At 69.8% G+C, this 24,459-nt stretch carries 17 protein-coding genes and 1 pseudogene; 4 read left to right on the top strand and 14 right to left on the bottom strand.

The genetic code is table 11. The features are described 5' to 3' along the window. Positions 1 to 43 precede the first annotated feature (43 nt). On the bottom strand, positions 44 to 1,498 hold the full coding sequence (locus EL266_RS04870; RefSeq protein ID WP_084500921.1) for a C40 family peptidase: 1,455 nt from the start codon (positions 1,496 to 1,498) through the stop codon (positions 44 to 46). Positions 1,499 to 2,238: 740 nt separating this feature from the next. Here EL266_RS04870 and EL266_RS04865 point away from each other — a divergent pair. From EL266_RS04865 to EL266_RS04855, 3 genes are all read left to right on the top strand, one after another. Beyond that, positions 2,239 to 3,594, top strand: a complete 1,356-nt coding sequence (locus EL266_RS04865; RefSeq protein WP_026427364.1) for an O-acetylhomoserine aminocarboxypropyltransferase/cysteine synthase family protein — start codon at positions 2,239 to 2,241, stop codon at positions 3,592 to 3,594. A gap of 54 nt (positions 3,595 to 3,648) precedes the next feature. Then, positions 3,649 to 4,854 carry a homoserine O-acetyltransferase MetX gene (gene metX, locus EL266_RS04860; protein ID WP_034515122.1) on the top strand — a complete coding sequence of 402 codons (1,206 nt, stop codon included), beginning with the start codon at positions 3,649 to 3,651 and terminating at the stop codon, positions 4,852 to 4,854. Between the two features lie 259 nt (positions 4,855 to 5,113). Next, complete coding sequence (locus EL266_RS04855) at positions 5,114 to 6,154, top strand: alpha/beta hydrolase (protein ID WP_026427362.1); 1,041 nt, start codon at positions 5,114 to 5,116, stop codon at positions 6,152 to 6,154. Between the two features lie 125 nt (positions 6,155 to 6,279). Here EL266_RS04855 and EL266_RS04850 read toward each other — a convergent pair whose 3' ends face one another. From EL266_RS04850 to EL266_RS04790, 13 genes and pseudogenes are all read right to left on the bottom strand, one after another. Further along, a complete protein-coding gene (locus EL266_RS04850; RefSeq protein WP_126412182.1) occupies positions 6,280 to 6,750 on the bottom strand; it encodes a hypothetical protein in 471 nt (156 codons plus the stop codon). Positions 6,751 to 6,994: 244 nt separating this feature from the next. After that, entirely contained in the window at positions 6,995 to 7,603 is a 609-nt protein-coding gene (locus tag EL266_RS04845; RefSeq protein WP_126412180.1) for a hypothetical protein, read from the bottom strand. Positions 7,604 to 7,703: 100 nt separating this feature from the next. Beyond that, entirely contained in the window at positions 7,704 to 8,168 is a 465-nt protein-coding gene (locus EL266_RS04840; protein WP_126412178.1) for a hypothetical protein, read from the bottom strand. 174 nt (positions 8,169 to 8,342) lie between these two features. Continuing rightward, positions 8,343 to 10,127 (bottom strand): restriction system modified-DNA reader domain-containing protein, encoded by a 1,785-nt coding sequence (locus EL266_RS13695; protein ID WP_026427255.1) that lies wholly within the window; start codon positions 10,125 to 10,127, stop codon positions 8,343 to 8,345. A gap of 135 nt (positions 10,128 to 10,262) precedes the next feature. Then, positions 10,263 to 12,713 carry a transglutaminase-like domain-containing protein gene (locus EL266_RS04830; RefSeq protein WP_026427256.1) on the bottom strand — a complete coding sequence of 817 codons (2,451 nt, stop codon included), beginning with the start codon at positions 12,711 to 12,713 and terminating at the stop codon, positions 10,263 to 10,265. Continuing rightward, positions 12,713 to 14,092, bottom strand: a complete 1,380-nt coding sequence (locus tag EL266_RS04825; RefSeq protein ID WP_034515041.1) for a DUF58 domain-containing protein — start codon at positions 14,090 to 14,092, stop codon at positions 12,713 to 12,715. The genes EL266_RS04830 and EL266_RS04825 overlap by 1 nt, the downstream gene beginning before the upstream one ends. A 17-nt stretch (positions 14,093 to 14,109) precedes the next feature. Then, positions 14,110 to 15,312: an AAA family ATPase gene (locus EL266_RS04820; protein WP_084500876.1), complete on the bottom strand. Its 1,203-nt coding sequence runs from the start codon at positions 15,310 to 15,312 to the stop codon at positions 14,110 to 14,112. A 295-nt stretch (positions 15,313 to 15,607) separates the two neighbouring features. Beyond that, positions 15,608 to 15,991, bottom strand: coding sequence for a hypothetical protein (locus EL266_RS04815; protein WP_126412176.1), 384 nt, complete (start codon positions 15,989 to 15,991; stop codon positions 15,608 to 15,610). Positions 15,992 to 16,163: 172 nt separating this feature from the next. Then, positions 16,164 to 17,490: pseudogene (locus EL266_RS04810) on the bottom strand (ISL3 family transposase). Between the two features lie 391 nt (positions 17,491 to 17,881). Beyond that, positions 17,882 to 20,599, bottom strand: a complete 2,718-nt coding sequence (gene ppdK, locus EL266_RS04805; protein WP_026427260.1) for a pyruvate, phosphate dikinase — start codon at positions 20,597 to 20,599, stop codon at positions 17,882 to 17,884. A gap of 578 nt (positions 20,600 to 21,177) precedes the next feature. Further along, on the bottom strand, positions 21,178 to 21,807 hold the full coding sequence (locus EL266_RS04800) for a hypothetical protein (protein WP_126412174.1): 630 nt from the start codon (positions 21,805 to 21,807) through the stop codon (positions 21,178 to 21,180). A 199-nt stretch (positions 21,808 to 22,006) separates the two neighbouring features. Next, a complete protein-coding gene (locus EL266_RS04795; protein ID WP_126412172.1) occupies positions 22,007 to 22,393 on the bottom strand; it encodes a hypothetical protein in 387 nt (128 codons plus the stop codon). 175 nt (positions 22,394 to 22,568) lie between these two features. Beyond that, positions 22,569 to 23,861: a chymotrypsin family serine protease gene (locus tag EL266_RS04790; RefSeq protein ID WP_026427263.1), complete on the bottom strand. Its 1,293-nt coding sequence runs from the start codon at positions 23,859 to 23,861 to the stop codon at positions 22,569 to 22,571. 251 nt (positions 23,862 to 24,112) lie between these two features. Between EL266_RS04790 and EL266_RS13385 the strand changes: the two genes are divergently transcribed. Continuing rightward, entirely contained in the window at positions 24,113 to 24,268 is a 156-nt protein-coding gene (locus EL266_RS13385) for a hypothetical protein (protein ID WP_156907651.1), read from the top strand. The last annotated feature ends 191 nt before the right edge of the window (positions 24,269 to 24,459 follow it).

Below are 24,459 nucleotides of genomic sequence, written 5' to 3'. Positions count from 1 at the left end.
GGCTCGGGGCGGCCTCACGGCGCAGGGACCGCCCGGCCCCGGCTCAGTAGGGGCGCACCGCGTAGGGCATGGCCCCCGAGTAGCGCATGGAGGTGATCGTGACCGTGTAGCCGAAGGTGGGCGCCTCGATCATCATCCCATCACCCAGGTAGATGGCCACATGATAGATCCCCGACTGGCTGCCGTCCGAGGACCAGAAGACCAGGTCTCCAGGGATCGCCTCGGACAGCGGGACATGGGTCCCCTCACCGTACTGCACGCGCGAGGAGTGCGTCAGGCCCACCCCGGCCTCCTGGTAGGCCATCATCGTCAGGCCCGAGCAGTCCAGTCCGCTGCTCGACTCCCCGCCCCACACGTAGGGCGTGCCGATGTAGTTCTTGGCCGCGGCGATGGCGGTGGCCGCGGCGTCCCCCGAGTAGGAGGGCGCCTCGGGCTCAGGCTCGGGGACATCCTGGGCGGGGGCGGGCTCCTCGGCGGGCTCCTCGGCGGGCTCCTCGGCGGGCTCAGCCGGGGCCTCCTCGGGCTCCTCCTCAGGCTCAGCCGGGGCCTCCTCGGGCTCAGCGGGAGCCGGGGCGGACTCCTGGCTCGGCTCCTGCGTGGGCTCCTCGCTGGGAGTCTGCGTCGGCTCCTGTGTAGGCTCCTGAGTCGGCTCCTCGCTGGGAGTCTGAGTCGGCTCCTGGCTGGGAGCCGGCGCGGCATTCTTGGCGGCCTCCTCCGCCGCCTCCTTGGCCGCAGCCTCCTCGCGGGCCCGCCGCTCGGCCTCGACCTGCTCCTGGTGGCGGGTCTCGAGCTCCAGGGTGGTGCCCCGCTGGGTAGCGAGCTGGCTCAGAAGGGCCTGCCGCTTGGTCTGCGTGTCGGTGACCGCGGTCAGGGCCGCGTTGGCGGCGGCCTCCGCGGTGTCCTTGGCGGTCTGCGCCTGGGTGGCTGCGGTCTCCTTCTCGGTGACCTTCTGGTCGGCGACGGCCTTGAGGCTGTCGGCCTCGGCCTGCTTGGCCTCGACCTTCCGCACCCGGGACTCGGCGTTCTCGCCCATGCGGAGCCTGGCGACCTCGGCGGCGGAGAACTCGGCCAAAGTCTGGGAGGTCACGTAGGGGGCCAGCGCGCTCATCGCGCTGCCGCCCTCCTGATAGGTCTGAACGACGACGGCGCTCAGATCCGCCCGGGCCGAGCTGGTGGCCTTGGCGGCCTTGTCCGCGTCGTCCTGAGCCGTCTTGGCATCGGCCGTGGCCGTGCTCAGCTCGTCGGCCGCCACGAGGTAGTCCTCGTTGGCGATCTGGGCGTTGAGCTGGGCCGCCTCCAGGTTGGTGTTGAGCTCGCTCAGCCGCGCCTCGAGCTCGGCGATCGAGGCACTGGTGGTCGACTCGGCCGCCTTGGCCTGGTCGATGTCCTCCTGGTTGACGGGGTCGGCATGGGCTGCAGGTGGGAAGGTGCAAGCCAGCGCCAGGATGGCCGCGGCGATCGGGCCGCGCCTCCATCGCTTCTGGGTTGTAGGGCTCACAGGGATCTCCGTCGTCGTTCAGGGTGCGCGCCGGGGGCCGCACCGGATTTGTACCTTCGCCACAGTAGTCGCTCCGGTTCATTCTGGAAACACTGTTCACATCATTCACATCGATCACTTACACCACTGTAGTTTCCGAGAGATCCGCGGCATGAGGCCGATCGGACATCTCGATATCACCATGTGATCGACGTGACATCCCACACAGGCGGCGCCGCCGCAGGACGAAGGGCCACGGCGGGCAGTCCCGCCGCCCGAAACCGCTGCCCGCAGCCACTGCCCGCGACCACTGCCCGCAACCGCGCCCATGGCACCGCGCCCCACGGGCCCTCACCGCCCCGGGGCTCCGGGGCTCCGGGGCTCCAGGTGGGGCGGGCCGGGGCGCGGCGGCGGGGCGGCCCTCGGCCCCGCCTCACAGGGCCTCCCCTCTTCACCGCCCCGGGGCTCCGGGTGGGGCGGACCGAGGCGCGGCGGTCGGTGGGCTGAGGCGCGGCAGAGGGGCGGCTCTCGAATGGAAGGCGAGCAGCAGGTGAGCGGCAAGATGCGTGCGGGCGCGCAGGGCGGCTATGGTCTGCCCCATGTCCTGCGCCGCACACGCCCGCCGAATGCACTGCTGACGCGCACGCCGCCTCAGCCCACGTGCGCGTCGCCTCTCCACATCCACCACCGGTGGCGGACGAGGAAGCGCCAGGATCCGCGCCCGCGCAGCCGCCCCGGTCCACCGCACCGAGGAGCACCCCATGACCGACGCCACCACGCCCGCCAACCCCGCCGACTGGCGCTTCGAGACCAAGCAGGTCCAGGCCGGCCACGACCCCAAGGCGGACACCGCCCGCGCCCGGGCCATCCCGATCTACCAGACCACCTCCTACGTCTTCGACTCCGCCGAGCAGGCCGCCGCCCGCTTCGCCCTGAGCGACCTGGGCCCCATCTACACGCGCCTGACCAACCCCACCAACGACGTCGTCGAGCAGCGCATCGCCGCCCTGGAGGGCGGGGTGGGAGCGCTGCTGACCGCCTCGGGGCAGGCCGCCGAGACCCTGACCTTCCTGACCCTGGGCGGGGCGGGGAGCAACATCGTCTCCTCCCCCTCCCTGTACGGGGGCACCACCAACCTGCTGACGCACACCCTGCCCAGGCTCGGCATCGAGACGCGCTTCGTGTCCGACCCCGCCGACCCCGCGGCCTGGCCCGCCCAGGCCGATGAGCGCACCATCGCCTTCTTCGGGGAGACCATCCCCAACCCGCGCGGCGACATCCTGGACATCGAGGCCGTGGCCGGGGCCGCCCACGCCCTGGGCATCCCCCTGGTGGTGGACAACACCGTGGCCTCGCCCTTCCTGACCAGGCCCATCGAGTGGGGCGCGGACATCGTGGTGGCCTCGGCCACCAAGTTCCTGGGCGGTCACGGCTCCACCGTGGCCGGGGTGATCGTCGACGGCGGCAGCTTCGACTTCGCCGCCCAGCCCGAGCGCTTCCCGGGCTTCAACACGCCCGACCCGTCCTACAACGGCCTGGTCTACGCCCGGGACCTGGGCGTGGGGGGCGCCCTGGGGGCGAATCTCGCCTTCATCCTCAAGGCCCGCGCCGAGGGTCAGCGCGACCTGGGCTTCCCGCTGGCCCCGCACTCGGCCTTCCTCATCGCCCAGGGCATCGAGACCCTCTCCCTGCGCATGGAGCGCCACGTGGACAACGCCCTGGCGGTGGCAACCTGGCTGGAGGGGCGCGACGACGTCGAGCGCGTGCGCTACTCGGGCCTGCCCTCCAGCCCCTACTACGAGCTGCACCGCAAGTACTGCCCGCGCGGGGCGGGCGCGGTCCTGGCCTTCGACCTCCCCGGGGGCAGGCAGGCCGGGGAGGCCTTCATCGACGCCCTGGGGCTGCTGTCCAACCTGGCCAATATCGGGGATGTGCGCTCCCTGGTCATCCACCCGGCCTCCACCACCCACTCCCAGGTCGACGACGCCGGGCTAGCGGCCGCCGGGATCACCCCGGGCACGGTGCGCCTGAGCGTGGGCATCGAGCATGTCGACGACATCCTGGCCGACCTGGCCCGGGGCCTGGCGGCCGCCGCGGCAGTGGGCCCGGGCGCCTGACGGCGCGCGTCACCGTCGTCCCGCTGAGACCGCTCCTGCCAATCGGAGGAATCCATGAGCACTGCACCCGATGCCCTGCCCCTCCCGTCCGAGGCCGTGCCCTCCTACGGCGTGGGCACGGCCGCGTCCAAGCTGGTGGATCGCCAGGCCGGCTCCCCCACTGGGGCGTGGCGCACCGGCGATGACCCGGGGCGGCGCCGCTTCCTGGAGATCGGGGACCTGCCTCTGGAGTCCGGGGAGGTGCTGCCCAACACGGTCCTGGCCTTCGAGACCTGGGGGGAGCTGAGCCCTCAGGGCGACAACGCCGTCCTGGTGCTCCATGCACTGACCGGGGACAGCCATGTCACCGGCGAGGCCGGGCCGGGCCACCCCACGGCGGGCTGGTGGTCGGAGGTGGTCGGGCCGGGCCGGGCCATCGACACCGAGCGCTTCTACGTGGTGGCGGCCAACATCCTGGGCGGCTGCCAGGGATCGACGGGACCCTCCTCGATCGCCCCGGACGGCCGCCCGTGGGGCTCGCGCTTCCCCTGGCTGACCACCCGGGATGCGGTCGAGGCGGAGGCGCGCCTGGCGGACGCTCTGGGAATCGAGGCCTTCCACCTGGTCATCGGGGCCTCCCTGGGCGGGCACCGCGCCATCGAGTGGGCGGTGACCCACCCCCACCGAGTGCGCAACCTGGCCCTGGTGGCCACAGGGGCCTCGACCACGGCGGACCAGCTGGCGTGGTGCCACCTCCAGGAGCTGGCGATCGTGGCCGACCCCTACTTCTTCGACGGGGACTACTACTCCCATGCGGTGGGGCCGGTGCGGGGGCTGGGACTGGCGCGGGCGCTGGCACATACGACCTACCGCTCGGCGGCCGAGCTCGATGCGCGCTTCGGGCGCAAGCACCAGGGCCAGGAGGACCCGGCGGTGGGGGGCCGCTACCAGGTGGAGTCCTACCTGGACTACCACGCCGGCAAGCTGCTGGCGCGCTTCGACGCCAACTCCTACCTCATCGTCACGCATTCGATGATGGTGCATGACGTGGGCACGGGCCGCGGGGGGATCGAGGCGGCCCTGGCCAGGGTGACGGCGCGGACCCTGGTGGTCGACGTGGACTCCGACCGGCTCTTCCTGCCCGCCCAGGCCGAGGAGCTGGTCTCGGGGATCGCGGGGGCGCAGAGGCGGACGATCACCTCGCTGTTCGGTCACGACGGCTTCCTCATCGAGGCCGAGCAGATGGAGGCGGCGCTGCGCGAGTTCCTCGACGGGGCGTAGGGCCGGGCCGGCGCGCCTGTGGGCCGTCGCAGGGCCTTCACCGCCGTCAGCGCGGCGAAGGGCTCTCGTGGGCGATAATGGCCCCGTGAGCACAACCGGCAGAAGCAGTGGGCCAGGCACAGGCGCCGAGCCTGAGAGCACAACGGGAACCGACATCGAGGTCAGTCCCGGGGCCGCGCTGAGGACGAGCGGGCAGACCGGTCCTGATGACAGCCCTCGGGAGGGCGCTGACTCGGGGGCCTCGCAGGAGCATGCCCCGGTGGGCGCCTGGGGGCCTGACATCCTGGGGCCGGGCTTCTACGCCCGCACGCTGGAGCTGCTCCCCGATGATGAGGACGACGGCGCCGTGGCCACACTGGTGCGCCATGTTCCGGCTGATGATCCGGGGGCGCTCGTGGGAACGCCGTCGAGCCCGAGCTTTGTCTACCTGTATCTGCACGGGTGGAACGACTACTTCTTCCAGGCGCATCTGGCGCGGGAGATCGCGCGCCTGGGCGGGGCCTTCTACGCGCTTGACCTGCGCCGCTATGGCCGCTCGTGGCGTGAGGGGCAGATGCACGGGTGGTGCTCCTCTCTGACGGATTACGACGAGGACCTGGGCCTGGCGCTGGGGGTGATCCGCGCGGAGCACGGGGATGCGGACCTGGTGCTCTCGGGGCACTCGACGGGTGGGTTGACGGCGGCGCTGTGGGCGGATCGGCATCCGGGGGCGCTCAGCGCGCTGGTGCTCAGCTCGGCGTGGCTGGAGATGCAGGGCTCGGACATTCTGCGCTCGGTGGGTGAGCCGGTGATCCGGACGCTGGCGATGCGCGATCCGCGTATGGCGCTGCTCTCCGGGATGATCAACCCGGAGAACAGCTTCTGGGTGGTTGATGGCTGGGATGTCGAGCGCGAGGGCCCGCTGCCGGATCCCTCTTGGGAGGGCGACCCGTATGTCACGGGGTGGCCGATCAATCCGGCGTGGTGCCCGCGGCCCTCGGCTCCGATTCGGCCGGGGTGGCTGCAGGCGATCCTGGCGGGGCATGCGCGGGTGGCGCAGGGACTCGATATCCGGTGCCCGGTGCTGTCGATGTGCGCGGGCAGCACTCGTCTGGGGGTGGCGTGGACGCCGGAGTCGCGGCATGCGGACACGGTGATCGATGCGGCGGCGACGGCGCGGCGCTCGGTGCGCCTGGGCGACCTGGTGACGGTGGCGCGCTTCCCGGGGGCGGTGCACGATCTGACGCTGTCTGAGCCTCCGGTGCGCGAGCAGGTCTTCTCCGCCCTGCGGCGCTGGCTGGCCGCCTACGTGCTGCGCTGAGCGTCTGGGATGCCCTCCGCCCTGCGTCTCCGATAGGCCGCGTGTCGCACTGAGGGCCTGGGAGTCACGGGAGTCGAGCGTGGGGCTCGCACTGGTCGTGCTGGCCATGGCCGCCTCGGCGTGACTCAGTAGCCCGGGCTGGGCGTCACGGTGGGGGTGAAGTTGGGGACCGGCCGCTCTCCGCACGCCCAGGGTCGCACCGTCTTGACGAGGTTGACCGCATCCACGGCCGGATCGCGATCCTTGGCCTGCTTCTCACTCAAGTGGAGGCGGACAACAATCCCACGATTCTTCTCATCACCACACCGCCACGCCGCGGTAACACCGGGCCCTTCATCATGAGTCCTCCCCCCTTCCCCTTGCGCCACTCCATCGATGGTAAAAGGAACACCATCCTGGCCGAAGAGACTCCGTTTACCCGCAAAGGGATAACCCGAAAGCGTGGAAAGGCCAAGAAATTCGATAGGCCCCCAGTCAATGTACACCGACGCTTCGGCAAAATTGCTATCAGTAGCATTAACATTGCAGTCAAAATAGGAGTACTCATCGACCGGCTTCGGATTAGCCTTCGGCGATTCACCGACAACCGGCCTCACATCCGACAGGCGGAGACCCGGGCAGATCCACCTATCAGCCGTAGGCGACGCCGAAGCCGTCGCACCTCCGTCAGAAGAGGAGCACCCCGCAACAAGAAGCAGCGTTGAAACTATCGAGAAGCACTGTGTGACAATGCGTCTCATGTTGACTCCGGATACATCATAGCAACCATTAACCCGATGATAGCAAGCATCGTGGGAGTCGCCAACCCATCCCGCAGGGAACCTGGCCCCACCTGAGGCTTCAGTACCCTGGGCTGGGCGTCACTGTGGGGGTGTAGTTGGGGACCGGCTGCTCTCCGCACGCCCAGGGGCGCACTGTCCTGACGAGATTGACCGCATCCACGGCCGGATCACGATCCTTGGCATGCTCCTCATTCAAATAAACATCTACAACAATCCCTCGACTTTTCTCATCATCACACCGCCACGCCGCCGTTTCACCTCGCCCCTCATTGTCGGTCCTTGCCCCCTCCCCTTGTTCGACTCCATCGATACCAAAAGAAACTCCATCCCCATCAAAAAGACTCCGCCCTCCTTTAAAAAAAGCACCCAAGGACGAGTCGTTGTCGCCGATCTTTCCCCAGTTAATGCGCACAGACGCATTAGCATGACCTTCGTCAGCAGCATCGATTATGCAACTAAAAAAAGAAATTCCCTGGACCCCAATCGGATCAACGTCGGGTGACTCGCCGACGACCGAACTCACATCCGACAACCGAACTCCTGGACAAATCCACCTATCAGCCGCGGGTGACGCCGAAGCCGTCACACCCCCATCAGAAGAGAAGCAACCCGCAACAAGAAGCAGCGTCGAAACTACCGAGAAGCATTGCGTGACGATGCGTCTCATGTCGACTCCGGATACATCATAGCAACCATTAACCCGATGATAGCAAGCATCGTGGGAGTCGCCAACCCATCCCGCAGGGAACCTGGCCCCACCTGAGGCTTCAGTACCCTGGGCTGGGCGTCACTGTGGGGGTGAAGTTGGGGACCGGCCGCTCTCCGCACGCCCAGGGGCGCACCGTCTTGACGAGGTTGACCGCATCCACGGCCGGATCACGATCCTTGGCATGCTCCTCATTCAAATAAACATCTACAACAATCCCTCGACTTTTCTCATCATCACACCGCCACGCCGCAGTATCCCTGCGCGAACTATTGTCGGTCCGAGCGCCCTCGCCCTGCTCCACCCCATCGATGGTAAAAGGAACCCCATCCTCACCGAAAAGACTTCGTTTCCCCTCAAAAGGACCATCTACAGATGAGGCGAGATCATGAATGCGACCCCACTCAACACGCATCGACGCGTCAGCGAAATCACCGTCAGTAGCGTAGGTATAGCAATCAAAAAGAGCGAGCTTCTCGATCCTCTTCGGATCAACCTTAGGCGACTCTCCGACAACCGGACTCACATCCGACAGCCGAACCCCCGGACAAATCCACCTATCAACCGCTGGCGAACCCGAAGCCGTCGCATCCCCACCAAAGGAGGAGCACCCCACCATAAGCGACAGCGCAGAGCTCGCTGCCAAACACGACAGGAAAACGTTTCCAGTTCGCATTGCCGCAATGGCCCGATCTGCAGATTACTCGCGTTCGGGGAGGGCCTCGCGCAGCTCGCCGAGCTGGGGGCCGCGCACGCCCAGGCGCCACACCCGCCAGCCATCGGCGTCGTCCACGCCCTGGGCCGCATTGGCCGCGGCGGACGGGTCAGTGAAGGTCCGTCCATCCACCAGGGCGATCACGCCCTTGCTGGACAGCGTCGCCTCGTGGTAGATGCCCCGGCGCAGGCCTTGCCAGATGATCCGCTTGGGCCTCTCAAAGCCCGCGGCGATCGCCGCCAGATCAGCAGCGGCCTGGGCAGAGCCGGGAGTCGGCTTCCCCGCCGCCGCCCGGTTCTCCGCGTCCTCCACACCCACCTGCTCCTCATCGGGGCGCTGATCCCACACGCCGGCGCCCTGGCGCGGGGTCACTCTGGTCACCGACACCGGTGAGCCGCTCGGAGTGCCCAGCACCTGGACGGGGGCGATCCCCGGCCCCTGAGGCTCAGAGGCCCGAGCACCCGCAGCCCTGGCCGCGGCCCGATCCCCGGCGCCATCCGCGCGCTCCGCATCAGTAGCAGGCGCGGGCACCGGCATCGCCGCATGCGCCCCATGGGTGACCACCGCCTCTTGGCGGGCCGCCCCAGCGCTATGAGCCCGGCGCCCCGGAGCCGTGCGCGGTGGCACCGCCTCCCTCGCAGCGCCCTCAGCGCCCTCTGCGCTGGCACTGCGCCCTGGCGTCTTGACCTCAGTGGCGGCCCCAGTCCTCGGCTCCGTTCTCGCAGCGCTACCCGTGCTCCCTGCGCTGCCTGCGCTCACCGCGCTCCCTGTGCTCACCGTGTTCTTCGCACTCGCCGCAGTCACCGACGGGGCCTGGCCGGATCGGGCGGCCGGTGCCGCCTCAGACCCGGGCTCCGGCGGCGTGACCGCCGAGACCGCCCGCTCCCGCCGCCCCGGCGATGCGACCTCGGCCGCTGCGGACCTGGCGTGCCGGCGCCCCTGAGACCGGCCCAGGCCGAGCAGTCCCGCGCGCGCCGCACCGCTGTGAGCCTCAGGCGCCTCAGGAGTGCTGGCCACCACCGGGGCGGGCTCCTTGCCCTTCTCCCCCACCGGCATGACGACGGTCTCCTCGCCCTGGGGCTGCTCCTGCTTGGGAGCGACCATCTCAATGGGCCCGGTCACCGGCTCGCTGCGGCTGGCCTGGGATGCCGGATCGATCGCCCGCGACCCCGAGCCCGTCAGCTCCGGCCGTGGCGCCCTGGCCACCAGGAGGGGCCCGCCCGCGCCCAGGGCGCCGTCCTCGACCTGCTCGACCACCACCACGACGCGGGCCTCATCAACCACCCGCACATCCACCTCGTAGAGCTCAACGCCCGAGCTCATAAGAACCGCCAGGCCTGCGCGCACATCAGCCTTGACCGCCGTGGTCAGGAAGGTCAGCCGCGGGCCCGCCTCCACCTGGGCGGGCATCGCCTCACGGAACTCGCTCCAGTCCTCCCGGAAGGCCACCACCCCATTGCCGTAGCGGTTCGCCAGCTCGCGGCGGCCCAGCCCGGCCATTGCCGTCAGCCGGCTCATCGCCGCCATGACCTCTGCCGCCCCCAGGGACTCCACCACCTCCACCAGGACCACCTGGCCGGTGGCGTCCAGGGCGGTCAGACTCTCCCCGCCCTCGATCTGATTCCACTCCAGGGGGAAGAGGGGACGGCGCAGCACATCAACGATCTGACGCCGGACGGCGCCAAGACTGCGAGCCCGGGTGTCATCATCCGCGGCGCGTCCCAGCCGCACCGGCAGAAGGTGGTTGCCATCGAGCTCGTACATGGCCATGAACCAGAAGCCTTTCCTCGTCATCGTGCGCAACCGCGCCGGCGTCGCGCGGCACCGCGGGCGATTCCCCATATCCTCTCATGATCACGGTTGTGCAGCGAAGCCTTGCCCCGCCCACCAGCGCCGGCCCACCGGTCACCCGGGCAGGAGGCTCGCCGGGGCCACCGTCGCGCGCAGCCTGCCCCACCGGCCGGCCACCCGCCGCAGCGCGGCGCGGGCCGTCCCCACATCGGCCACCAGCCCTGCCGTGTCCACTGAGTCCACAGGGCCCACTGAGTTCGCAGCCTGTCCGGCGGGACCGTAGCGCTCAGCCACGACGGCGCGCGCCACCCGCTCCAGAGCCTGCCCGGCCCCCTGATCCCCGGCCCGCTCCCCCTGGCCCATGACCGCGGCCAGCCCCTGGGCGATGGCCTCCTCCGTGCGGGCACGCGCCGGCGCCCCGCCCAGCCCCAGGTCCCTGGCCGTGTCCAAGAGCTCCTCCCAGGCCCGGGCCGCGGGCTCCCGCCCCGCCTCGATGGCCGCGATCCGACGTCGCCGCACCACCACGCGCAGGAGGGCCGGCCCCGCCAGGAGGCAGACCACCACCAAGGCGACCGCCGTCCAGCCCAGCACCCGCAGCACCGACCCATCGTCCTGCCGGCCCGCGCCGGTGACCGGCGGGCTGCCGGCGGCGCTGCTGGGCGCGGACGCCGAGGGCTGGGAGGAGGCCGTGGCGCCCTGGGGCGGGCCGGCGCTCGGGGTGGGCTCCTCGCCCGCCCCCTCATCAGCCGCCACACCCGCACCACCGGGCGTGGGCTCGAAGGCCACCCAGCCGACCCCGTCCAACCACACCTCGGGCCAGGCGTGGAGCTCCTCGCCGCTGACGGCCGTCCACTGCCCCGGCCCGGAGAAGGAGGAGGCGTAGCCGATGGCGATACGCGTGGGGATGCCCAGGGATCGGGCCATGGCGGTGAAGGCCGAGGCGTAGTGGGCGCAGTAGCCGCGCCGCTGCTCCAAGAAGGTCGCGACCACGTCCATGGTGCCGGCGTCATCGGCGTCGTAGGGGGCGGACTCGTCGTAGACGAATGCCCCGCCCCGCAGCCATGCCACCAGCGCGGCCGCCCGGGCGCCGTCATCATCGCCCGCCTGCTCGACGACCGCCTGGGCGCGCTGCCCGATCACCGCCGGCATGTCCTCGGGAAGTTCGGTGTACGACTCCAGCGCATCGGGGTCGGGCTGGGCCGCCGGGAAGGGGACGGGCGTGGTCGGCCGGCCCTCGGCGTCGGCCACCGCATTCCAGCCCAATGCCGTGTAGGTCTGCCCCGGCTCCAGGGAGACGCCCAGGCCCGTGGCCGTCGTCGAGCGCGACATCCAGAACCACCGCGAGGCATCCAGGCTGCTGCCCTCCACGCCCGGGGGCAGGGAGACCGGCTCGGCCACGGGCTCGGTGATCAGGGCGGTGGACTGCAGGGTGGGCAGGTTCGTCGAGCCCAGCGTGTGGGAGGCGATGGTCACCGACTCCACCGCGCCGCGAGCATCCTCCACGCTGGTCTGCGCGGCGCTGACCGCTCCCCCCGCGCTCAGCGCGCCCCGGCCCTCAGCGCTCTGGAGCTCCTCGACGGAGGAGCGCTCACGCACGTCGTCGGGCTCCCAGGTCCGCCCCTCCAGGGAGGAGATCACGGCCAGGGTCAGGCGCATCGAGGTGCCACGCTCCATCTCCCCGGTGTAGCTGAAGGCCGTGGCACTCGACCCGCGCACCAGGTCATCGGACAGGGACAGGCTCGTGTCCGGCGCCGCCGCCCCGGCACCCGCCCCCGGGGGATTCCACACATGATCCTGGGTCACTGGGGTCGATCCCATCACGGCGGCGCCCACCGCCAGCGCCAGGGCGCCCAGGCCCAGAGCCGTCAGGCGGCGCGTCCGGCTGGGGCCATGCCCATGACCGGCGTCATGAGTCATGGCGGGCCAGTGGCGGGCGGGGGCGCAGGCCAGGATGAGCCCCAGCAGACAGGCCCCCATCACCACCAGCAGGAGCGTGCTCGGGGAGCGCGAGACCACCAGCGGCACCAGGAGGAGCACCGATGCCGGCACCAGGCCCGAGATCCCCACCGCATCGGCGCCCCCGGCCGACAGCACCGCGCAGGACCAGGCCAGGACCAGGCAGGCCAGCACCAGGGCCGAGCCCAGCACCCCCGAGGAGTCCACGGGCGGGACCCCCACCGAGATCAGTTCGCGCAGCGCCCCCACCTGGCCCTGGGGGTCGTGCCACCACAGCTCGGGGTAGGGCGAGCCCAGGCCCGTCAGCGGGACCATGGCGCCAGCGGCCGCCAGGCCCACCAGCAGGGCGGCCAGCGGGTGGCGGGGCCACAGGCTGCGACCCACTGCCGGCACCATGATGGCGGCAGCCCCCACTGCCAGCGCCTGGAGCTGCCAGGCCCCGGGGGCGACGATCGGCTCCAGCGCCTCGATGGCCGCCCACCACGCCACGCACAGGATCGCGGCGGCGATGACCGGCTCCAGGCGCCCTCCGGCTGTCAGGATGCGGTTGCCGACGTCGTCGGGTCGCAGCCGGGCGGAGCCGGCACGGGACGGGCGTGAAGGACTCATCACTGCTCCTGCCGATCAGCGACGGCCAGCACCCGCCAGGTATCAGGGGCACCGGTGGCCTGGGCCCGACCCGCCCCGGCCACCACCAGGACTCCGCGCGCGCCGGGATCCAGGGGCGGGAACACCGCCTGCCCGCCACCCTGGGGGCTGGCGGTGATGACGACGTCGGCCCTGGCGTACCGGGGCAGTGCCACTGATTCCAGGGACAGGCGGGGCTCGTGGTCGGCCACCGCCTCCATCGCGCCCAGGCCGCCCGGGGCTCCGGGCTCCAGGCGGGCCAGGACCTGCAGCAGCCGGCCGGCCTCCGCCTGCTCGGTGCCGAAGCGCAGAGCCGCCCAGGCGCCCTGGCCGGGGCGGCGGGCCAGGAGCAGCAGGTCGGCCCCCAGGCGCTGGCGGGCCCACTGCCCCACAACCCCGGCGGCCAGGGAGATCGCGGCCTCCAGGTGCTCGGGACCGCGGTAGGCGCCCGGCTCCACGACCAGGGCGAGGCTGGGGTGGGGCAGGGCCTCGTGCTCGCGCTCGACCACGAGGAGCTGGTCGATGCGCGCCGACTGCCGCCAGTGGATGGAGCCCAGCGCGTCGCCGGGACGGTACTCGCGCAGGCTGGCCAGGCGCTCCTCGCCCTGGTCACCGAGCCTGCCCCCGGGGAGGTCGCAGGCGCGGGGCGCGGGCAGGGGCTCGGGAAGCTCGGCGGGCCGGGGAAGGACCAGCACCTCGGTGGAGGCCCCCAGAGGGATGCGGGCACGGGCCAGGCCCAGGGGCTCGGCCACCACGATCCATCGCGTCATCACCGCCTCCGGCCCGCGGCGCTGCGCCGTCATGCCCAGCGCCGAGCGACCCGCATCCAGGGGCGTGAGCGCCCGACCGGACCGCTCGGGCCCCACCTGCCAGGCGACCCAGGCGGGCAGGAAGGCCGGCAGGAGGCAACGGACCTTGATACTCACCCAGAGCCGTTGGCCCGCCTGCGGCTGGCGCGAGGCGGTCAGGCGCACCCGCGGGCGGCGCACGGCATTGACCACCGCCAGGGCCGCGGCCGCCATGAGGCCCACGACCACCGGGGCGGCCAAGAGGCTGGCGGCGTCGGTCAGCAGGCGCAGGCGCAGCAGGTACCAGGACATGACCAGGAGCAGGGCCACCGCCAGCAGCCCCCACCCGCGACGGGTCAGCTCCAGGCGCGGCAGGCGGCGGGCCACCTGCCGGAGCTCAGGAGCCTCCGGCGCCACCCCCGTGGCCGTGGAGCGCGGGGCGCGTCTGGAGCCCAGGGCGTGCGAGGCGCGCGTGGCACGCGAGGGCCCGCGTCTGGACCCGGGGCTCGCCCGCCCGCCCCCTGCGCTGCCCTTGGCGCCTCCCGGGGCGTTGCCGGCCATCGTCTGAGTCATCAGCGGCTGGCGGATCATCAGGCGGCCGGAACCGGGGTGCGCGCCACAATGCGCGCCAGCGCCTCCCCGGCGGCTCCATGAGCGGCAGCGGATGAGGGGAAGCGCCCGGCGGGGATGAGGCGATGGGTCAAGGCGCCGTGAGCTGCGCGGGCGACGTCGTCGGGCGTGACGAAGCTGGACCCGCGCATGGCGGCGCGCGCCCGCGCCAGGGCCGCCAGCTGGAGACCCGCGCGCGGGCTGGCGCCCAGGGCGATCGCCTCATCCGCGCGGGTGGCCCCCACCAGGGCCACGATGTAGCCGGCGACGGGCTCGGCCATGGGCAGGCGGGCGACGGCGCTGCGGGCCCGGCGCACGTCCTCGACGCTGGCCAGGGGCTCCAGGGCGGCCAGGGGGTCGACGCCGCTGCGGGCGGTGTGCATGGCGGTCTCCGCTCCCGGCTCGGGGTAGCCCATGGAGATGCGGGCCATGAAGCGGTCGCGCTGGGCCTCGGGCAGGCTGTAGGTGCCCTCCATGTCCAGGGGGTTCTGGGTGGCCACCACCATGAAGGGGTCGGGAAGCGCCATGGGGCGACCCTCGACGCTGACGCGCCCCTCCCCCATGGCCTCCAGCAGGGCCGACTGGGTGCGCGGGGTGGCCCGGTTGATCTCATCGGCGATGACCACTGAGGCGAAGACCGGGCCGGGGTGAAAGCGGAAGGCGCGGCTGGACTGGTCGTAGATGCTCACGCCGGTGACATCGGCCGGCAGCAGGTCGGAGGTGAACTGGATGCGGGTCGAGCTCAGGTCCAGGCAGCGGGCGATGGCCGTGGCCAGGGTCGTCTTGCCCACGCCGGGGACGTCCTCGATGAGCAGGTGGCCGCCGGCCAGGAGGGTGGCGATGGCGGTCTCGACGGCGCGGCGCTTGCCCACCACCACCGTCTCGATCCGCTTGCGCAGGGAGCGGGCCAGGGCATGCAGGGCCTCGGGGGTCACCGGGGCCTCAGAGGAGGCCGATGTGGAGGCTGTGGATGCAGAGGGAACAGTGGCGGGCGGGGCCGCGTTGGCGGGCACGGGCTGGGTGTCGGGGACGTGTCCGTGGGCGGCCGAGGCGTGCGGTGAGGCAGGTGGGACGCGGTGGGCGCCGGAGGCCGGCGGCACGACGGCGGGGTCCGAGCCGGCGCGGGCACGTGTGCGTGCGGGCGGGATGGCGGGTCCTGGCGCCGATGGTGCTGCACTGGTCATGACGCGATCATGGCACGCCTGCCTGGGGTGCCTCCCGATGCCTCACCCTCAGCGGAACCAGGGTCCTCGAGGGGGCGCCGCTCAGGAGCCTGGGGCACTCAGGGTTTGGGCCCGGTGGGCTCGGTGGGAGTGGTCGGAGTCGCGGATAGGCCCGCCGGGCGCAGGGACGGCGGCGCCCTGGTCCTGAGGCCTCGCAGACGTGCGTTCGCCGTCGCAGGCGCCGCTTCGCTTCATGCTACCGAGCCCGGCACTGGGGGAAACTGGCGCGGACCGGCGCCTGCCGGCACCCCAGCCCTCACCCCGACGATGCCGCGGGCGAGGGCGTGGCGGTGCTTGTGGCGGGGTCGTTGTAGTTCGGGCCAGGATCCTCCGTGCGCTCAGGGGCATCCTTGAGCACCTCCGGGGCATACTTCCGGACGATCTTCTCCGCCGCCGCCACAGTGGACGCGTCGACGTCATCGACGGTGAGGGTCCTGACTGAAAACCCTGCCCGGCCTTCCACCCAGTAAGCGTGAGCCTGAGGACTCGACGTCCAGTCCGTGGAATACGCGAAGACCACCGCATTAGTGCCCGGAACAGGCTCACCCTTCGTGCCCGTGCGCCGCTCCAGCGTCCTCAAGGCATTATTTCCGTTCTCCCCATAAGCAACCCATGAGTTATCCGTAGCGCGCAGCACCACCGTTCCACGCTCACCAGAAATCCTGCACCATATGGGTTGCCTACCCTTGTCGTTAACCTCCTTAACATAACCAACAATCGGGCGCACATCATCCGCAGTGAACAGACCGCAATACGGCTCTTCGACCGCCCCAATATGGGCTCTTCGTGTTTGGGGGTGTGGTAGGTGGGGCTTATGGGTGGGTGTAGGTGGTTGCTTTGAGTTGGTCCTTGAGGCGTCCGGCGTGGATGAGGCTGCGGGTGGTGTAGTGGGTCAGGTTGCGGAATCCCAGGGCGATGCCTCGCAGGTGCTCCAGGCGCCCGTTGATGGCCTCGGTGGGGCCGTTGGATGTGTGGGGGCGCTCGAAGTAGGCCAGGATGTCCTGGCTGCGGCTGGTCAGGGTCTTGGCCAGTGCCGTGATCTCCTCCAATCCGGCCGGGATGGGCCGGGTCAGGGAATCGATGGCGCGTTGCATCAGGAACCGCCCCAGGCCGCGATCCTGGGCCCGGTAGGCCTGGATCAGGCGCTGGTAGATGCTCCAGGTGGCCTGCACGGCCGCGTGGCGCTCGTGGGCGAACAGCTCCTGGAGGCGCTGCGCGCCGGGGTCGGTGAGCAGGTCGGCCCCGGTGCGCAGGGTGCGCCTGGCCCGGTAGAGCGGGTCGGTCTTGGTGCCCCGGCCCCCGGTGGTCTGACGCTGGATGCGGCGCCGGCACTCATCGAGTCTGTCGCCTGCCAGGGCGATGACGTGGAAGGGGTCCATCACCGCCCGAGCTGCGGGAAGCTGCTGGGCAGCGGCGGTCTTGAACCCGGTGAAGGCGTCCATGGCCACCACCTCGACGCCCTGCCTCCAGGACTGGTCGCGCTGGGCCAGCCAGTCCTGGAGGGCCCTGCCAGAGCGGCCCTCGATGACATCGAGCAGGCGGGCCGGGCCAGTGGCCTGGCGCACGGGGGTCAGGTCGATGACCACAGTGACGTAGCGCTGGCCGAGCCTGGTATGACGCCAGATGTGCTCATCAACGCCGAGGACCTCGACCCCCTCCAAGCGGTGCGGATCATCGGCGCCCATCCGCTGGGCGCGGGCGAGGATCGCGCTATTGGCCGTGTGCCAGGCCACCCCCAACGCCTGGGCGACCCGGCGCATCGACATGCACTGGCGCCCCAGGGCCCACAGCCCCCAGTCCACGCCCCTGGCGGGTCAGGCGCGCCCGGGGCTCGGCCAGGCCGGTGGTGTCCTGCCTCCATACCCGCTGGCAGTGCTCGCAGGAAAAGCGCCGCAGGCGCACCACCAGCTGTGTGGGCCGCCACCCCACCGGCACGTGCGCCAGGCGCCGGGTCACGGTGCCCCGCGCCAGGCCCTGGGCCCCGCAGGCCTTGCAGAAGGGATCCTCCACGCACACGGGCATGCGGCACTCGACCACCGCCCGCTCAGCCTCCAGGCGCTGGCCCACCGCCACCAGCCCCAGGCCATCCAGCCCCAGGAAGGTAGTCAAATCCGGACAGGAGAAGGTAGCGTCAGCCATGTCGAGGTCCTCCCAGATGGGTTGGTTAAGCAGCTCCCATCATCAGGGGACCTCGACCCCTACCCCAGCAACGACGCACCCACACCAACCACCATCACACCCATAAGCCCCACCTACCACACCCCCAAACACGAAGAGCCCCAATATGGCAACCCGTACAGCAGGTCAGCACTATCGCCGACGCGAGAACAACCCCTAAAGGCGACCCCATCTTCATCATTTCTCTTTATTGCGAGACAGGTCTCGGAATCCTATTATTTGACGACGTAGCAAATGCCACAAGATTTTCGCCCCCGGTTGGGTCTGCGCAGCGGGATCGTGCTCCGCAGACCCAACCGGGGGCGACGTGAATCGGGCTCGAATCCGGCCCGCTCAACTCATCTGGCTCGGCTCAGTCCTCGGCCTTGGACGGGCTCAGGATGGCCACGCGGCCGGCCTCCAGGCGCGCCACGGGCACGCGGAAGGGGGAGCAGGACACGTAGTTCAGCCCGGAGCGGTGGAAGAAGCCGATCGACTCCGGGTCGCCGCCGTGCTCACCGCAGACACCCAGCTTCAGGTCGGGCTTGGTCTCCCGCCCTCTCTCAGCGCCGATGGCCACCACGCGCCCCACGCCCCGCTCGTCGATGGTCTCGAAGGGCGAGACCCCGAAGACGCCCAGGTCCAGGTACTCCTTGAAGAAGACGCTCTCGACGTCGTCACGCGAGAAGCCCCAGGTGGTCTGGGTCAGGTCGTTGGTGCCGAAGGAGAAGAAGTCCGCCTCCTCGGCGATGGTGTCCGCACTGACCGCGGCGCGCGGCAGCTCGATCATGCAGCCGATCGGGAAGTCCAGCGCGTACCCGGAGTCGGCCGAGACCTCCGCCAGAACCGCAGCGGCGCGCTCCCGAACCACCTGCAACTCCCGCACGGAGCCCACCAGGGGGATCATGATCTCCGGGCGCGGGTCCCCGCCCTTGGCCAGGCGCTCGACGGCCGCCTCGGCGATGGCCCGCACCTGCAGCTCGATGAGCCCCGGCATGGTCAGCAGCAGGCGCACACCGCGCAGGCCCAGCATCGGGTTGGACTCGTGGTTCCTGCGCACCACGGACAGCAGCCTCTCATCGGCCGGGTCCAGGGTGCCGCGCTCGCGATCCAGGGCCACCTTGACGCTCAGCTCGGTGATGTCCGGCAGGAACTCGTGCAGGGGCGGGTCGATGAGGCGCACCGTCATGGGCTTGCCGTCCATCGTCTCCAGCATCTCGACGAAGTCGCCCTTCTGCAGGGGCAGCAGCTCAGCCAGGGCGGCCTCGCGGCCCTCCTGGGAGTCGGCCAGGATGAGGTTCTGGACGAACTGCTTGCGCTCACCGAGGAACATGTGCTCGGTGCGGCACAGCCCCACGCCCTGAGCCCCGCGGTGCACGGCGCGGCGGGCGTCCTCGGGAGTGTCCGCATTGGCGCGCACCTCCAGACGGCGCACCTTGTCCGCGTGGCGCATGAGGCGGTGCACGGAGGTCACCAGCTCGCGGGTGTCCACGTCCCCGGCGGTGTCCAGCGCCTCCTCCAGGCCGCGGCGCAGGTAGGTCATGACCGGAGAGTCCACCACGGCCACCTCGCCCAGGAAGACCTCACCGGTGGTGCCGTCGATGGCGATGACGTCCTCGGAGGTGAAGACCTCCTCGCGCCCGGCCACGCGCAGGGTCTTGGCGCTGGCGTCGACCTCCAGGGCCTCGGCGCCGCACACGCAGGTCTTGCCCATGCCGCGCGCCACCACCGCGGCGTGGGAGGTCTTGCCGCCGCGAGCCGTGAGCACGCCGGTGGCCGCGACCATGCCGGGCAGGTCATCGGGGTTGGTCTCGCGGCGCACCAGGATGACGGACTCGCCCGCCTCCGCGCGCGAGACGGCCTCGGCATTGTCGAAGACGATGCGTCCCACGGCAGCGCCGGGGGAGGCGGGCATGGCGCGCGTGAGCAGATCGCGCTCGGTGTCGTCGTCGAACTGGGGGAACATGAGCTGGGTGAGCTGCTCCCCGGTCACACGCGTGAGGGCCTCATCCATGGTGATGAGCTTCTCGTCCACCAGCTGGGTGGCCACGCGGAAGGCCGCAGCGGCGGTGCGCTTGCCCACCCGGGTCTGGAGCATCCACAGCTTGCCGCGCTCAATGGTGAACTCGATGTCGCACAGGTCCCGGTAGTGGGTCTCCAGGCGCCGCATGATGCCGCGCAGCTCGTCATAGGAGTCCCGGTCCAGGGACTCCAGGTCCGCCAGGGACAGGGTGTTGCGGATGCCCGCCACCACGTCCTCGCCCTGGGCGTTGACCAGGTAGTCCCCGTAGACGCCCGAGCGGCCCGTGGAGGGGTCACGGGTGAAGCACACGCCGGTCCCCGAGGTCTGGCCCATGTTGCCGAAGACCATGGTGCACACGTTGACGGCGGTGCCCAGGTCGTGGGGGATCTTCTCGCGGCGGCGGTAGAGGTGGGCGCGCTCGGTGTTCCAGGAGCGGAAGACCGCCTCCGTGGCCATATCCAGCTGGGCGCGCGGGTCCAGGGGGAAGTCGATGCCTGCGTGGGTGCGCACGATCTCCTTGAACTCGCCCACCAGCTCAGTCAGGGCCTCGACATCCAGCTCGTAGTCCAGGGCCACGCCGCGCGAGGCCTTCTTGGCCTCCAGGGCCTCGGAGAAGTGCTCGCCGTCCACATCCAGGACGGTCTTGCCGAACATCTGGATCAGGCGCCGGTAGGAGTCCCAGGCGAAGCGCGGGTCATTGGAGGCCTCGGCCAGGCCCCGAACGGACTCATCGTTCAACCCGATGTTCAGCACTGTCTCCATCATGCCGGGCATGGAGAACTTGGCCCCGGAGCGCACCGACACCAGCAGAGGGTCGTCGGCAGCCCCCAGCTCGCGGCCCAGCTCCTCCTCGACCTCCCGCAGCGCCCGGGTCACCTGGACGGAGAGCTCCTCAGGGACCGCGCCGGAGGCCAGGTAGGCCCGGCAGGCATCGGTGGTGATGGTGAAGCCGGGAGGAACGGGGAGGCCCAGGCGAGTCATCTCCGCAAGGTTGGCGCCCTTTCCACCCAGGAGTTCCTTCTGGTCCTTGTCACCCTCACTGAATCGGTACACGTACTTCGTGGGCATCCTTGCCTCTCTCGGTGTCGGTTCTTGTGGAACGCGGGCCACTCTAATGTGACCTCAGTCCTAGCGCCAAACGGGCACGCCCCACGGCCACGTCCTTGGAGGTGGACTCGTAGAGCGGTAGCACCGGTCGAAGGGGCGAGCCGATGCCCTCTGGCTCAAGCGCTCGTAGGCCAGGGGACTGAGCAAGGCGCTCCCGACCCCGAGAGTCTGCGTCCCAAGTGCCCACCGGCTCTCGGGTCTTCTGGTCCTCCGCGCGCTGCTGCTGAGCGCCCGTGGACCTCGCGAGCGCCTGCCCGGCGGGGCGGCTCACCCGGCAAGGACGGTCATGCACATTCATTCATGCGCTGTGGCGGACTCCCCGCCCGGGAATCCGCATGATTCCGCGGATCCGCCTCCCACACCTCCGGCGCTGCACCAGGATGAATGTGCATCAGCGTCGCCGATGCACATTCATCCCTGCAGACAGCGCCGCGCGCGAGGGAAGATCGTTGGAATTCCAACGATCCTTCACACGACCATGCAGAAAGAATGTGCAACACCGGTCTTAGCGCTCCCGCGAGGCACGGGGCGGAGTCGTCCTACCCGGTGCCCGCGGCCTCCTGGGCAGCTTCACAGGTGACCCTGATCGGAACGCTGACGCCCTTCAGCGCATCCAGGACCGCCTGCTTCTCCTCCTCGCTGCACCCTCCAGTGGACTCAGCCTCACCGGCGAGCCCGACCACGATCCCGTCATTGACCGGATCCGGGGCGACCGACTCGATCCCCAGGGCACTCGCGTCCGCCTCGAAGACCTGGCTCATCGCCGTCCTTATCTGCTCAGGCGAATTCTTGTTGACGATGACGCGCAGCCGCTCAGGATCCTCAGCGGACTCGCGCAGCGCCGCCACACCCTCGGCATCCTCCGAGACGACGTAGACCTCAACCACCTGACGGTCCGAGGTCAGCACCACCCCGAGCACGGTATCCGGGTGCTCCTGGGACATGGACTCCGCGGCGTCCGCCAGCGCCCTGACCTCGGGCGGCTCCTCGCCGTACCAGATGCGCTGACCGTTCTCGTCCTCCTTGTTGACGCCGATCGCGCTCCCAGAGCTCGGCTCCTGGTCACCGGCATCGCGAGAGTAGAGGGCCACCACGCCTCCGCCAATCACGACGGACAGGACAAGCAGTAGAGCACCGAGCAGCACCGCTCTCCGCCTTGATACCGCCATGTCAGCACCTCTCTTCATCATTGAACGGCACGTGACGTCGGCCACAGCGAAACAAAACACCATGGAGACGAGGGCTGGTCAGGCAACCCACGACGCTCTTCCCCATCTCTTCCCAGAGCACCCTCATGCCACTCCCGGCCGGGACGGACCAAACCGCCGGACAGGGCCGAGTCGACGGCCCGCCACCCAGTCACTACCGCTACTCCCACGGGAACGTCGGCGGCGGCTCGCGGTTGTGGTCACAGGCGAGGACTCGGATCCACCAGATCTGCCCGTCATCGATGATGGCGACGCGACTTGACGTCCCATCCTTGTGCTCCCAACACGCGGAGGGCATATCCCCATCCACAGCATGCGCCAGGAACTCCTCATAGCCCCAGCGGTCGCCAGTGGGATCCGCCTCGACCGTGGGATCCGGGACGCTCCTCGCAGTCACGGAGATCGATGAGACACGGCCGGCCTCATCGAACTCGATGCCGCACACATACACATCCTTGCCAGACAGCTTCTGGGCCTGAGCCACCGTCAAGGGCGGAGCCTCCTCCATCCCAGAGACGCACAACTCCTCAGCCTCCTGAACACTCATCCCAGGCGAAGGAGAGTGAGACGGCGACGGAGACACTCTCCCCCACCCGATGGGCTCAAACCACCCCCGAGGCTCCGCCACCCCGTAGAACAGCAGACCACCAAACACCAGGCAGTGCAGGACCACCACCCCAAGCGGCCACCGCCCCAACCACACCTGCCACCGACCAGCCGACCTAACCGACCCTGACATCCCTATCCCACGCCCGGAGCCCCGACAACTGCGTCACAGTGTAGAGACACCGACCCTCACTGTCATTGAAACCCGTCACGACCCCGTAGGCGATCTGACCCCCTTGGCCATGCGTAAAGTGCGAGATCCCACCGGAATCTCCTTCATCAAACCCGTTACAATCCGAGGTCCCATCCCGGTCTCCGTCGTGGGACACCACAGTAAGCTGACCAACCCAGATTCCACCCTCAAGCAGCCTGAAGCCATTGACCCACCTGACCACATAGCGGCATGTCTGTCCCGTCGCGGCACCGGACATGCACAACTCGCGACCAGCCGCCCTCATCCCGAAGAATCCATCAATAATCGAGGCCGAGGACGAGGAAGAGACATCACCGTCATAGACCTCCATCGCGTAACTTGACCCTCGCAGCAGTTGCCAGTCACCGTAGCGGTAGGAATTGGTCGGCCACGTGGTCGTGTACGTGTTCCCAACGAGTTCGGAACTATTCTCCCACCGACCTGTCCCACAGTGCCCGGCCGTCAGCGAGTAGTACCGCCCGCCAAGCTCGATGGGCACGCCGAGGCTACAACTCTTCAGTTCGTCCTCGCCGATCTTCCTGAGAATCTGCGCCCCCGCGAAGTACGGGGCGGAGTCGTTCGCCCGGGTCCCCGCAGGTTCCTGGGCAGCCTCATAGAAGACCCTGACCGGAACGCTGACACTCTTCAGCGCATCCAGGGCAGCCTGCTTCTCCTCCTCGCTACGCCCTCCCGCGGACTCGGGCAGCATGTACTCGTCTGTCAGGCCAACGGCGATCCCGTCGTTGATCGGATCCGGGGAGACCGCCTCGATTCCCAGGGCATCCGTATCCATCTCGAGGACTTGCTTGACCGCCGCGTCAATCTGGTCAGGCGAGTTCGTGTTGACGATGACGCGCAGCCGCTCGGGATCCCCAGCGGACCCGCGCAGCGCCGCCACACCCTCGGCATCCTCCGAGACGACGTAGACCTCAACCACCTGACGGTCCGAGGTCAGCACCACCCCAAGCACCGTGTCCGGGTGCTCCTGGGACATAGACTCCGCGGCATCCGCCAGCGCCGTGACCTCAGGCGACTCCTCCCCGTACCAGATGCGCTGACCACTCTCATCTTCCTTATTGACGCCAATCGTGCTCCCAGAACTCTGATTCTGGTCGCTGGCGTAGGCGGGATGGGGGACCGCTATGCCTCCGTAAGCAACGATAGGCAGGGCAAGCAGGGTACTGAGCAGCGCAACTCTCCGTCTCGACACCGCCATGACGGCACCTCTCTCTTCACCATTGAACGACACATGACGTAAGTCACAGCATAACAAAACGGCCACGCATCTGACACGGGCTAAGCAGTTCCCAGCACTCTTCCCAACTTCTTCCCAGAGCACCCCCATGCCACTCCCGGGAAGTTTGGACTGCGGGCCTTGCACCCGGGGGCGTATCCCCGAGGCCATCATCCCCACCGCTCGCAAGGGTTGGTGGGTTTTTTCTCCCTGCATCCCTGGCGGTGGCGGGGATGCCTGCGCCCACCACCCCGCTACTGCGCGTCGTGGCGGTCATGGGCTGCCAGAACGTGCACCTGACCGCCCACGAACTCTTCATCCCCAACCAGCCCAGATGGCAGGCCCCGATCTCCCCAGGCCGCAGTCGCGCCAACACCCCAGCAGCCTGATGCGCACCTGCTCCGCTGCAGCCAACGGCTCAGAGCGCACCAACGGAGGCGACACCGGAGGTGGAACGGACCAGTCGCTATCCGCGCGGTGCTGAGCCCGATCGGCGGGACGCCGCGGACGTGACTTTGCGTCGACAACGAGACATTGCGTCATTCACCCTTGTGCTAACCCCAGTCGGATGACGCGAACC

The sequence above is a fragment of the Actinomyces slackii genome (assembly GCF_900637295.1).
Lineage (GTDB): Bacteria > Actinomycetota > Actinomycetes > Actinomycetales > Actinomycetaceae > Actinomyces > Actinomyces slackii.
The sequence above is the reverse complement of the archived record's forward strand: the minus strand, read 5'-3'. Positions and strand labels throughout refer to the sequence as shown.